At 70.2% G+C, this 11,785-nt stretch carries 10 protein-coding genes; 4 read left to right on the plus strand and 6 right to left on the minus strand.

Features of this window, described 5'->3' with window-relative positions:
* Window positions 1–2 precede the first annotated feature (2 nt).
* Window positions 3–1,067, plus strand: a complete 1,065-nt coding sequence (gene tssA / locus E8D38_RS21690) for a type VI secretion system protein TssA (RefSeq protein WP_140635507.1) — start codon at window positions 3–5, stop codon at window positions 1,065–1,067.
* A gap of 6 nt (window positions 1,068–1,073) precedes the next feature.
* Window positions 1,074–1,571, plus strand: coding sequence for a hypothetical protein (locus tag E8D38_RS21695; RefSeq protein WP_140635509.1), 498 nt, complete (start codon window positions 1,074–1,076; stop codon window positions 1,569–1,571).
* Between the two features lie 30 nt (window positions 1,572–1,601).
* Here the strand turns inward: E8D38_RS21695 and E8D38_RS21700 are convergent, their stop codons facing one another.
* The 6 genes from E8D38_RS21700 to E8D38_RS21725 form a co-directional block, all read right to left on the minus strand.
* The gene (locus tag E8D38_RS21700) at window positions 1,602–2,393 is read right to left on the minus strand and encodes an OmpA family protein (protein WP_140635511.1); all 792 of its coding nucleotides are present in this window, start codon (window positions 2,391–2,393) and stop codon (window positions 1,602–1,604) included.
* A gap of 4 nt (window positions 2,394–2,397) precedes the next feature.
* Window positions 2,398–3,375 (minus strand): type VI secretion system-associated protein TagF, encoded by a 978-nt coding sequence (gene tagF / locus E8D38_RS21705; protein WP_140635513.1) that lies wholly within the window; start codon window positions 3,373–3,375, stop codon window positions 2,398–2,400.
* Window positions 3,372–7,205: a type VI secretion system membrane subunit TssM gene (tssM, locus tag E8D38_RS21710; RefSeq protein ID WP_140635515.1), complete on the minus strand. Its 3,834-nt coding sequence runs from the start codon at window positions 7,203–7,205 to the stop codon at window positions 3,372–3,374. Before tssM ends, tagF begins: the two co-directional genes overlap by 4 nt.
* Before the next feature lie 46 nt (window positions 7,206–7,251).
* A complete protein-coding gene (locus E8D38_RS21715) occupies window positions 7,252–8,772 on the minus strand; it encodes a hypothetical protein (protein ID WP_140635517.1) in 1,521 nt (506 codons plus the stop codon).
* A 13-nt stretch (window positions 8,773–8,785) separates the two neighbouring features.
* Window positions 8,786–9,055 (minus strand): PAAR domain-containing protein, encoded by a 270-nt coding sequence (locus E8D38_RS21720; RefSeq protein WP_140635519.1) that lies wholly within the window; start codon window positions 9,053–9,055, stop codon window positions 8,786–8,788.
* A 186-nt stretch (window positions 9,056–9,241) separates the two neighbouring features.
* Complete coding sequence (locus E8D38_RS21725) at window positions 9,242–10,075, minus strand: M15 family metallopeptidase (RefSeq protein ID WP_425462809.1); 834 nt, start codon at window positions 10,073–10,075, stop codon at window positions 9,242–9,244.
* A gap of 174 nt (window positions 10,076–10,249) precedes the next feature.
* On the opposite strand from E8D38_RS21725, the gene E8D38_RS21730 reads away from it, so the two are divergent.
* Window positions 10,250–11,059, plus strand: a complete 810-nt coding sequence (locus E8D38_RS21730; RefSeq protein WP_140635523.1) for a hypothetical protein — start codon at window positions 10,250–10,252, stop codon at window positions 11,057–11,059.
* 75 nt (window positions 11,060–11,134) lie between these two features.
* A partial coding sequence (locus E8D38_RS21735; protein ID WP_140635525.1) for a type VI secretion system Vgr family protein occupies window positions 11,135–11,785 on the plus strand: 651 nt, incomplete at its 3' end.

Below are 11,785 nucleotides of genomic sequence, written 5' to 3' on the forward strand. Positions count from 1 at the left end.
CAATGAGCGATACGACGCTGCTCGATGCCTTGCCGGGCGATGCCGCGTGCGGCGAGGACCTGTCGTTTTCAACCGAGTTCGACCAGATCGCCGAATTGCGCCGGCAGGACGACCCGACGCTCGACCAGGGCGAGTGGGTCACCAGCCTGAAGCAGGCCGACTGGCCCGCCGTGGCCCGGCTGTGCGAACAGCTGCTGCGCGAGCGCACCAAGGACCTGCGGGTGGTCAACTGGCTGACCGAAGCCGACGCGCTCACCCGCGGCTATGCCGGCCTCGCCCGCGGCCTGGCGCTCTGCGCCGGCCTGTGCGAGCGGCACTGGGAGCCGCTGCACCCGCAAGCCGACGATGGTGACCTGGAGCAACGCATCGGCACGCTCGCCTGGCTGCTCAACCGCGTGACCACGCTGGCGCGCCAGCTGCCGGTGCTGCGCAATGCGCAGCGCACCGCGAGCCTCACCGACATGGCCGAAGCCCGCTCGCTGCAGCTGGCCATCGAAAGGCAGCCGGATGCGGCCGAGTCGCTGTCGCGCGGCAAGCTGGCGCTGGCCGACGTGGCACGCATCCAGAAGGAAACGCCGCGCCCCTGGCTGCGCGAGCAGCTCGCCGCACTGCACGACGCGGTGGCGGCGCTCGGCAGCCTGCAGGCGTCGGTCGACGGCCACCTCGGCGCCGACGGGCCGAGCTTCGTGTCGGCACGCGAGGCCCTGGCCGGCGCGCTGCACGACCTCGAACGCCTGGCGCGCGAAACCGGCGCGGTGGAAGGCTCGGCTGCGGCCACGCCGACTGCCGCGGCCGGCGAAGGCGACCCTGCCGCCACCCCCGCAAGCCAGGCCGCGCCGGCCGCTGCCGGCGTGCCGACCACGCGGGATCAGGCGTTGGCGCAGTTGCGCCAGGTCTCGGACTTCTTCCGCCGCACCGAGCCGCACAGCCCGGTGGCCTACCTGGCCGACAAGGCGGCGCGTTGGGGCGAGCTGCCGCTGCACGAGTGGCTGCGGCAGGTGGTCAAGGACCAGACCTCGCTGGCGCAGCTGGAAGAGCTGCTGGGCCTCGGTGATCCTCAGTCGTAGCGACGGATGAAGATCCTCCTTTCGCAGCAGGTCCTTTCGTGGTTCCACGGCATTGAGATCTGCGTGCCGGGCGCCGACCTGGAAGAGCTGGCATTTTCCGGCCAGGACAACGGCCTGTGCGGTTCGGCCATACCTCGGGTGATCGCTCTCCGGTTCGGCCGGCACACTGGCAAGGTCCACCTGACTGTTGCCATGGCTGCCCGACGTCCGCCCCTTGATGACCGCTGGACGGAGGTGGTGGAGTCACCGATGGAAGCGGAGATTGACCAGGACATGTTCCTGGTCCACGACGGCGCCCCCCAGGGACCTGCGATCCATATCCCGAGGGGCACTTACCGCCTGCGCTATTCGGCCCTCGACTTCCGTGACGACCGACCTGACACCGAGCCGACGCATGTCTACGAGCTCCTGATCTGGCCGGCGCCGCTGCGGCCCGATGTGGTGATCAAGGTGACCAGCCCGTACGCTGCGCACTTGCACCACCCGAAGATCAGCATTCAGTAGGCCGCGCCATCGCGCCTGGTTGCCCGGCCACTACTGCCCCACGCGGAACTCGATGCGCCGGTTGCGCGCGCGCCCTTCCGGCGTGTCGTTGGCAGCGACCGGCCGGTCGGGCCCCGCGCCCGACGATGACAGCACGCCTGGGTTCACGCCCTTGCGTGTGACGAGGTAGTTGCGCACCGTGTCGGCCCGCGCCTGCGACAGGGCCAGGTTGGCGGCACGCGAGCCTTGGGCATCGGTGTGGCCGATGATCTCGACCTTCTTGCCCTGCACCTTGGTCAGCACCGCCGCCATCTCGTCGAGGATGGCCACGCCCTGCGGGCGCAGCACCGAGCTGCCCGGCTCGAATTCGACGATGCGGTTGGCCAGTGCGGCGTCGAGCAGGTTCTGCTCGGCCGCCGACACGCGCAGCAGGTTGGTCACGGTATAGGTCGGGTTCAGCGCGGCAGCGGCATCGGCCGCGATCTGCTGTCGCTGCGCTTCCTGGGCGACCTCGCCGCGCAGCTCGACGTCCTGGCCGCGCACGCTGAGCTGGCCGCGGCTCACCTGGCCGAGCGACGGCGTCAGGAGCTTGGGCACCAGCGTGCCCCAGTTGGGCGGGGCCACCACCGGCTCGACGCTGAGCTGGTCGACCACCCGCTGGGCACCGTACAGGTCGCGCAGGCGGCCCACGATGGAGGCACGGGTGGCCTCGTCGGGCACGCTGCCGGTCACGACGATCTGGTTCGGTGCCGACGGTGCGGCGGCAGGGGCGCCGGCGGCCGGCATCGCGATGCAGGCGGTCGCCAGCAGCGCAGCGGCAGCCCGAAGCTGGGTGAAGCTCATCTCTTCACTCTCCTAGAAACACTTCACGGAAGGTGGCAAGGGCCTGCGCGATCGACATCTGCGGCTCGCGCAGGTAGGTCGACAGCTTGCGCACGCCGTAGTCGGCATCGACATACCCCTCGACCCATTCGGCCGCAGGCAGCCACACATGCTCGCGCTCGCGCACCTGCGGGTCGAGCGCCGACAGCAGCGTGTGCGGCGACGCCCCGGCAAAGCCCAGCAGCAGCACCGGCCGCTGCACCGTGCCGGCGGTCATGAAGATCGCGAGCTCCACGTCGGAGCGCGCGACGAAGGGCACGATGAGATCGAGCCAGAACGCCGCGACGAGCGGGCGGTACAGCGGGTCGGCCGCCAGCGGCAGGGCCAGGCCTTTTTCAAGCCGGCCGCTGCCAGGCACCAGCAGGGGCCGCAGCAGCATGCCCAAGGCCAACAGGCTCTGCCGCACCGAGATGTCGAAGCCCGACTGCGACAACAGCGACCCGAGCGACGCCACCGTCTGCATCTCGGTGAAGTCGCGGAACTGCGCCTCGTAGGCAGCCGGCGAGCTTTCGAGCTCGAGCGTGCCCTGCTGCAGGTGGCCCTGCACGTCGGCGAAGTCGCCGGCGGTGCGCGCCTGCTGCGCGGTGCGTTCGAGCCGCGCCCACAGGCGGCTCAGCGCGAGAGGACTGCGCGCAATGAACTCGAGCGGCTGCGGGGTTTCGAAGGACCCGCCGGTGACGAACGGGAACCGGCGGCCCGAGCTGTCCTGGCTGGCCATCAGGTAGCCGGCGAGGCCAAGCGGGCTGCGCGAGCCCAGCACCGCAAAGTGCATCGGCGAGGACTCGTCGTAGACGAGCTTCCAGCGCAGGTCGGCCACCAGCAGCTCCATCGCCTGCGACAGCCAGCGGTCGAGCATCTGGATCAGCCCGGCGCCGGTGGTGCTGCGAACGAAGTCGCCGCGCGAGGGCAGCTTCCCGAAATAGATGAGCGGCACAGCCCTCATTGACGTGCCCCCTGCGCAGAGGCCTGCGCCACAGGCGGTCCGGCTTCCACCACGCCGGCGATGGTGGCCGGCAGCGTCACGCCCTTGAGTCCGTTGCCGCCAGCCGCGGCCGCGGGCGCGCCGCTGCTGGCGCCGGCCCCCGGCGCGCTCACGATGCGCAGGTGCACCGGCACCGCCAGGTCGCCGGAAGGCCACTTCAGTTCGAAGCCGCCGCCGTCGAGTTTGCGGCGCTGCGCCGACTCGATCATCTTCTCGAGGCCGAAGCGGCCGGGGTGGTTGATGAACTCGACCGACCGGCCGTCGAAGGTGACACCGCTGATGCGCACGCCCGGCGCGCCCTGCTGCGACGGCCACACGAAATTGGTCCAGCTGGCCGCGGTGTTGCGGTAGCGCAGCGTCTGGCCGTCGATCTCGATCGTGTATTCGGTGAGGCCGGAGGCCGGCTGCGGCAGGATCTGGAACATCGTCTGCGCCTCGCCGGATGCACCACCACCGGCGGCGCCGTTGCCGCCGCCGCTCGCTCCGCCCAGCGGCGCCACCCAGGCCGGGAAGCCGGCATTGAAGGCGGGCGTGAGGCGGATGCCCAGGTCGCCCCAGGTGCGCTGCGTGAGCACGTCGCCGCGGCGGGTGACCAGTGCACCGAGCGACTTGTCGGCGAACTTCGCAATGGCGCCGTCGGTGCCGAAGATCTTGGCAATGTCGGCCGGCGAAGCCTCGACACGCGCGTTCTGCAGGAACGGGTACTTGTCGGCCAGCGTGCGCTGGAACGGCTCATACACCTGGGCCGTCCAGCTGCGGTTGAGCTCCGCCTCGGTGGGCTTGACCACCACGTCGAAGGCCTGCAGCAACGGACGCACCAGCAGCGGCCGCAGCGCGCTGCGGGCGGTGTCGGTCATGCCGTTGAGCATCTGCTCGTCCACCAGGCGCAACGCGTCGGACAGTTCGGAGCCCGAGCCCTCGAGCGTCTGCTGCATGAGCTGCCGCGCCGCAGGCCCCGGATCGCCCTGGGTCTTGATCTGGTTGAAGCGCGAACGCACCTTGGCCAGCGTCTCGAGGTAGGTCTTCATCAAGGTGGGCGAGTTGTCGCGCGACATCATCAGCCGCGACAGGCCGGCGAACTCCTTGCCGATCGGCCCCATCGGAATGGCCGCCTGCCCTGCCTGCACGTTGACGTTGACCTGCACCTGCGAAGGCGACTGGCCGAGCACCACCCGCTTGATCCAGGCGATGAAGCCCTGCTGCGTCTTGGCCAGGCGGTCGTTGAGCAGCGAGGGGTTGTCCCAGGAGGTCTCGTCGTAGAGCGTCTGCATCAGCTTCCCCACCGGCGAGGCCGCCGGGTCGCCGAGCCGGTTCATGCGCACCACCGCCTGCTCGAAGCTTGCGAACTCGGCGACGCTGACGCCCTGCACGAACTTCTGCCATTCGCGCACGTACTCGGTCTTGTACATCTGGATCAGCGCCTTCTGGATCTGCTCGGGGCTGCCCTCGAGCGACAGGTCGTCGCGTGCCGAGGTCTTGAGCACCCAGTCCTCGGACTGAAGTTCCTTGTAGGCGGCGTCCTTGATGGCGTCCTCGACGTACTTTTCCCATGCGTCGCGGGTGAAGGCGCCCGAGATCGCATAGCTGCCGGCCACGATGTCCTTGTCGGCCTCGTCGACGATGCGGGCCACCGTCATCGGCGCGAAGCGCGTGGAGGCGCGCGCCCGGATCTCGCTGTACACGCGCTCGCGCGCCGGCATGCCGCGCACCACGCGGCGCAGGTTCTCGCGCGTCTGGTCGAGCACGCCCAGGTTGTTCTGGATCTGCGGGAAGGTCGGGTCGGCCATCTGCGACAGCGCGAACGACAGCACCCGCTCGGCGCTGCGGATCATGCGCTCGCGCGGCATCACGCCGCGGTTGGCTTCCAGCCACACCCGCCAGAAGCGCGTGACCTGGTCGCTCAGGTGGCCCGGCTCGATGCGGCTGCGGTCGGCCAGCATCACGTAGGTCTTGAGGGCGTTGTAGGCGTCGTTCACGTTGGTGGCCGACGCGCTGGTGTAGGGGCTGCCGGGGGCCGCATTGCTGTTGCGTGTGGACACCGGCGTGGGCGCCGCCGCCTCGCTGCCGGCGGTCGCCGGCTTCAGCTCGGCCGCATTGGCATTCACCTCGGCAAGGTAGGACTCGATCGCGCCGGCCACGGGCACCAGCATCAGCTCGCGGATGCCGGTGAAGTATTCGCGCCGGACCAGTTCCTCGATCGCGTCGCCCTGGTAGAGCCCGAGCGACACCGACCACGGCCGGCTGTCGCGGAAGGCCTGCAACTGCACCAGCCGGTCCTGCAGCAGCTCCAGCGCCTCCAGGCGCGACTGCAGGTCGGTGCGGCTGGCCTGCAGCTTGACCGCCTTGTCGAGGTCGGCCTGCACATTGGCCACCAGCTGGCGGTTGCCCACGTACGACCAGCTCCACAGGCCCAGCACGGTGGCCAGCACCACCACGCTGGCCGCGAAGGTGGCGCGGCGCCAGCGCGCCTTCACCGGGCTCGCGTACTGCTTGACGAGGTTGCGGTCGGCGAAGATGACCTTCGAGAACAGCTGCTTCAGGAAGAAGCCGTCGCGCGAGAACACCTGGGCGGTGGTGGTGTGCGGCCGCACCTGCAGGCCGAAGCGCTGCGCCACCCGTTCGCTGGCGCGGCTGGTCGACGTGCCCTCCTGCACTGCGCTGGTGAAGTAGAAGCCGCGGAAGATCGGGCGGAACTGGTACGGGTTGTCTTCGAACAGCGTGCTGATGAAGGTGCGCAGCGACGGCTTGAGCGTCGCGAACTCGAGCGGGAAGCTCAGCACGCCGGGCGACATGGCCTCGCCGCGCTGCAGCGACATGCGCGCCACCGAAGCCGCCTTCAGGCCCTGGAACAGCTCGTCGAAGTGCTTGTCGAACAGCGTGATCGCATCGCTCTTGTGTTCGCCGCCCGGCTTGCTGGGGGCGTCGTACGGCAGGGTCGCGCCCCACACGCGCTCGCGTTCATCGCGGTCACCGTCCTCGAAGAACTCGGCAAAGCCGGCGATCAGGTCGGCCTTGGTGAACACCACGTAGATGGGCGCGAACACCGCCAGGTTCTCGGTCAGCTCCTGCACCCGCTGGCGCAGCTGCTTGCCGAGCTGGATGGTGAAGTCCGGCTTCTTGCCTGCCAGTTCGGCCACGCTCACCGCGAGGATGATGCCGTTGATCGGCGCCTTGGGCCGGTACTTGCGCAGCAGCGACAGGAAGCCCAGCCATTCCTCGCGGTCTTCTTCGTGCACCGAATAGCGCCCGGCGGTGTCGAGCAGGATGCCTTCGGTGGTGAAGAACCAGTCGCAGTTGCGGGTGCCGCCGATGCCGTGGATCACCGCGCCGCTGTTGTCGGAGAACGGGAACTTGAGGCCGGACATCGTGATGGCCGAACTCTTGCCCGCGGCCGGGTTGCCGATCACCATGTACCAGGGCAGCTCGTAGAGCGCCTGCGAGCCCGACATCACACCGATCTTCGAGTTCTTGAGCGTCTTCACGGCCTCCTGCATGCGCTCGCGCAGCGCCGCCACCTCGGCGCGCTTGGCGGTGCCCGAGGCCTTTTTCGCCGCACGCTCGGCCTCGCCTTCGATGCCCTGCTCGAACTGCTGTGCCGCGCGCCGTGCCCGCCACCACTGGAATGCACGCCAGAGGCCCCAGCCGAGCAGCAGCACGCCGAACGCCACCAGCGCCCACACGATGCCCAGCTTGAGCACGTCGGCACCCAGCAGCAAGAAGGTGGCCAGCGCCACCAGGCCGATCACGACGAGCGTGCGCGGATCGAAAAGAAAGGTCCAGATGCGTTGCATGACTACGGGTGGGTCGTGTCGATGTTCGGGTTTCGCCAGCGCAGGCTCAGCTCGCCTTCGAAGCAGAAGAGGAAGATGACGAAGCGGCTTCGACGGGCTTGCCGTCCGGCTGCACGAGGAGCGCAAGGCGCTCGTGCGCCGACGCCACCGCCAGTGCGGCCACCGGCTGCTTGAGCTGCACCGCCTGCGCCGCGGCCAGGCTCAACAGGCACAACGGCCGCGCGATGCCGAGTTCGCCGCAGGCAGTGCCGAGGGCGAGCACGTCTTCACCGAGCTGCAGGTGCTCGGCCGCGGGCAGCAGCGCGCCAGTGAGTTCGCGCATGGTGCGCGGGCGCAGGTCGGCGTCGCTCACCAGCGCGGCCAGCTTGTCATTGGGCAGCTGGGCGGCCTTCAGGCAGTCGGACAGCGCCCGTTCGGCGACGTCGCTCGAGATGCGGCCGGCCGCATCGGCCGGCTTGTCGCGGCGCATCAGCGCCATGCGCTGCAGATGCGGCTTGTCGGGCGGCTTGTCGGCGGCCTCTGCGGGCCATGACCCTGTGGCCAGCATCACCGCGGCGGCAGCTTCGCCCGGCACGCGGCCTTCGGTGCGCGGGCCGGACAACAGCTGCTGCGCCGCAGCCCAGCGCTCGAGCTGCTGCTCGTCGAGCGTGCTGTCGGCGCACAGCAGCAGCAGCAGGCCGTCGATCTGCTCGCGGCGCCACATCACGAGTTGCTGTTCACCTGCCGACAGCAGCTCCTCGCCGGATTCGAGCGGCTGCACCGTCACCGCCGCCACGCCCGCCAGCTCGGCGCGGCGCTGCTTCAACGACTGCAGCAGCCACTGCTCCACCAGCGAACGCTGGCCCTGCGGCCAATGGGCCGGCACGCCGCAGCGCACCGCCAGGCGCGGGATGCGCGTCGGAACAGCCGCATCGCTGCGCGGCGGCGGCAGCACTTCGTCGATCTGTGACAGGGCGGCGAGCCACTGCAGCTGCAGCAGCGCGGCGGCACGCAGCCAGGGCGTCTGCGCATCCTGCGAAGCGGCCTGCGTGCGCGCAGCCTGCGCGGCGGTCAGCTGGGCCGGCAGCACGAGCTGCGCCCATTCGGCCTTCACCGCATCGACCGCGCCGTCCACGCCTTCGGCGCGCCCGCTCAGCACCGGCAGGCCGTCGGGGTCGCGCAGCGCGGCATCGAGCTGCGGTCGCTGCTGGCCGCCGGCGAGGGCCGCCGCGGTACCTTCGGCGTCGGCTGCCGCGCTCGTGTGCAGGCCGTGCCACAACAGCGCAAACGACCAGGCGCGTTCCTGTTCTGCCGCGGAAGGCGGGGCTGCAGCAGCAGGCGTCGCCGCCGCTGCACCTGCCGCCGCGGCTGAAGCCGCCTTGGCGGCGGAGCTGTTCCAGGCCCATCGCGCCAGCAGCAGCACCAGCCAGGCGCACACCGGCAGGAAGAACAGGTACAGCACGACATCGCGTGTCTCGATCAGCCTGCGCGTGCTGTCCCAGCGCCACAGCGTGACGCCCCAGACCAGCGCAAAGATGAAGGCCAGCAGCAACAGCGCCACTGCTGCCCGGCGCAGCACCGCTCCCATCGCGAGAGCCGGCTCAGATGTCGGTGCTCACCGCCTGCGAGGCGATCAGCGTTGCGCCGCAGGCGGTCTTGTCGCCATGCCGCGCGGCCGGCTTGCCGTCGATGATCATCGTGGGGTCGCCGGTGGCGATGACGGTGGTGCCGCCATGGCCCTTTTTCGGGCAGGAGACCTTGTCGCCCACGCGGGCGAGACGCTTGCCGCCGGTGTCGGAGACGGCCGATGCCTCGATCACGGTTCCGCCGTGGTCGGTCTTGTCACCCAAGGTGATGAAGGGTCGTCCCATACTGCCCGCTCCCTGTAGCTGTTTTGCCTGTGTTGTGGACCGCGCTGCTGCGCATGACAGAGGCGCCGGCGGCCGCTGCGCAGTCTATCCACGGACACGTGCGATGCATGCCAGGGACCCCCGTTTGAGGGGACAAACAACAACGCCAGATGTGACAGTTGGTATCAGCAGGCTCGACAACCGAACTCAAGGCTTCTTGCCGAGCGTCCCCGCGCGCGGCAGCTCCACATGCCCGAGGTCGAGCATCTGCCAGCGGCCGCCCCATCGCAGTCCGAGGCGTTCGGCCGCCTGCCCGTAGAGCTCGTAGCCGCGCTGCGCCCACGGGTCCTTCTCGCTGATGACGACACGGCCGTTGCGCAGGAAGGCGCAGTCGGCCGCGAGCCCGTACTGATGGAAGCTCTGGAAGGCCGCGGCGTTGGTGACGTGCGGACCGAGCCCCTGCAGCATGGCCTGGCGCTCGGGCGAGCGATAGCCTTCGAGCAGCACCATCTCGTAGCCGTGCTCTTCACGCATCAGCTTGAAGACCATGAGCAGGCGCTGCTGGAAGTCGTGGTCGAGCAGGTCCCAGCGGCGGTCGGCGGTGCTGAGCTGCGGCCGCGATTCCTCGATCTCGGCCCGGGTGAACACCTCGGGCGGCAGCGGCGGCGGCGGCACCAGCTGCTCGCCGCGCAGAAGCTGGGCCACCTGCGACTGCGGGTCGAGCGCATCGGGCTCCAGCGGGTCGAAGGTGTGCACGCCGCGCCACAGCAGGATCAGCAGCGCCGGCAGCAGCACCAGGCCCGCGGTGGCGGCGATCAGCGTCGCGCGCTGCTGCAGCCAGCCGGCCGCGGCAGCCGTGCGCTGCTGGGCCTGCTGCACACCGCCGCGGCCGCCGTTGAGCAGGCGTTGCATGGCGTTGTGCAGCTGCCTCGTGAGACGCCTCGCCCACCCGATCAGGTGTTGACGCGGCTCGGGAAACAGCCACAGTCCGACCAGCGCGCTCGCCAGCAGAAGGTACGCGACAACGATCAGGACGAACACGGTGTAACGAGTGGTTTCGTATCGGGCGAGGCAATCATGGGGCGTCCCTAGAATCCGGCGCTCACCTCAATGGGCGCGCCGCGCGGCGCGCAAACAACTGAAGAAGCAGAGCCAATCCAGGGAGGGTGGCGCTTGAGCATCGAACCATCATCGAGCCGGCCAGCGCCGGAAGGCATGCCCAGCTTGCTGGGGCCCGGCCGCCCCAACGACAACAGCGGCGGCACGGAGCGCAACGACGCGCAAGACACGCGGATTCTATGGGCGCTCGCCTCCGACGCAGACCTCTCTGCGCCTGCTCGCAAGCCACGCAGCAACGGCCGCCAATGGATGCTGGCCTTGCTGCTCGTGGTGGCCGTGGGCGCGAGCTTCGCCTGGTGGAACAACACCTCGCCCGAACCGCAAGCGCCACTGGCCCAGGCGCCTGCACCTGCTGAGGTGCCGGTGGTCGCTGCGGCCGACGCAGCGTCCGAGCCGGTCGCCGGAGCGGTGCTGATCGACGCGCCTTCACCCGCACCACAGCCAGCCGCCGCATCGGCGGTGCCGGCTTCCACCGGCTCGCCGCTGGCGGCACTGAGCGCGCCGAGCGAAGCGTCGGCGCCGGCTTCGGCGGCCGAGCCGGCACCGCGCAAGGTCGCTGCAGCAGCGCCCCCGCCATCAAGACGCGAGCCTGCGCGCAAGCCTGCCGCCGCCAAGGACGGCAAGGAGCGGCAGGCGGTGGCAGCAGCGCCCGGCGCCCGCACACCGGACGCCGACGTTGCACTGCTCGAGGCCATGGTGGCGCACATCAACAGCGGCCAGCGTGGCGGCAGCGCGAGCGCCGCCACCACGAGCGCGCCCCGCGGCGTCCGCTCCAGCACCCGAGAGCAGCTCAAGCGCTGCAAGGCGCAAAGCGGCGCCGATGCGAGCGCATGCCGCGCCAAGGTGTGTTCGGGCCGCTGGGGCGCAGACCCGGAGTGCTCGTCGCTGCCGCGTTCGACGCTCTGAACGGCGGGCCGGCTGTCGGGCTGTCGACGCGGCGAGTTGACGAAGCTGCGAGTTGGATGAGGGAGTGACAACAACATGAACGTGAATGAGCTGGCCTCCGCGGCCGCCGGCAAGGCGGGCGAATGGGCCGAGAGCCTGATGGGCCTGTTCACCAGCCAGACCCGCCTGTACCGCCTCGAAGGCGAAGGCGGGGTGGGCGAGCTGCTGGTGGAGAGCTGGCGCGGCCACGAAGCGCTGAACGCCCCCTTCGAATGGCAGGTGCATGCGTTGAGCCCGCGCGCCGACCTCGCGCTCGAGCCGCTGCTGGGCCAGCGCGCCAGCCTGCTCACCGTGCTGGCCGACGGCTCGCTCGTGCGCCGTAGCGGCCTGATCCGCGAAGCCGCCCTGCTCGCCAGCGACGGCGGCTTCGCCCGCTACCGCCTGCGCCTGGCCCCCTGGACCTGGCTGCTCGAGCAGGCCCAGCGCCAGCGCACCTGGCAGGACAAGACCGTGGTGCAGATCATCGAAGCCGTGTTCGGCCTGTATGCCCCCCACGCCCTGTGGCGCTGGTCCGACGACGTCGCCGGCTTCCTCGCCGACACCCGCGCGCGCAGCCTGTGCACCCAGGGCCGCGAGACCGACTGGGCCTTCGTGCGCCGCCTGCTCGCCGAAGAAGGCCTGGGCCTGCGCTTCGAAGACACCCCCGACGGCGTGGGCGTGGTGCTGTTCGCCGACAGCGCCGCCGTG

Source organism: Methylibium rhizosphaerae (genome assembly GCF_006386545.1).
GTDB lineage: Bacteria > Pseudomonadota > Gammaproteobacteria > Burkholderiales > Burkholderiaceae_C > Pseudorivibacter > Pseudorivibacter rhizosphaerae.

Bases quoted from the DNA above. Each gene is read 5' to 3' on its own strand.
- tssA (WP_140635507.1), top strand. From the start codon at position 3: ATGAGCGATACGACGCTGCTCGATGCCTTGCCGGGCGATGCCGCGTGC.
- E8D38_RS21695 (WP_140635509.1), top strand. From the start codon at position 1,074: ATGAAGATCCTCCTTTCGCAGCAGGTCCTTTCGTGGTTCCACGGCATT.
- E8D38_RS21700 (WP_140635511.1), bottom strand. From the start codon at position 2,393: ATGAGCTTCACCCAGCTTCGGGCTGCCGCTGCGCTGCTGGCGACCGCC.
- tagF (WP_140635513.1), bottom strand. From the start codon at position 3,375: ATGAGGGCTGTGCCGCTCATCTATTTCGGGAAGCTGCCCTCGCGCGGC.
- tssM (WP_140635515.1), bottom strand. From the start codon at position 7,205: ATGCAACGCATCTGGACCTTTCTTTTCGATCCGCGCACGCTCGTCGTG.
- E8D38_RS21715 (WP_140635517.1), bottom strand. From the start codon at position 8,772: ATGGGAGCGGTGCTGCGCCGGGCAGCAGTGGCGCTGTTGCTGCTGGCC.
- E8D38_RS21720 (WP_140635519.1), bottom strand. From the start codon at position 9,055: ATGGGACGACCCTTCATCACCTTGGGTGACAAGACCGACCACGGCGGA.
- E8D38_RS21730 (WP_140635523.1), top strand. From the start codon at position 10,250: ATGCCCAGCTTGCTGGGGCCCGGCCGCCCCAACGACAACAGCGGCGGC.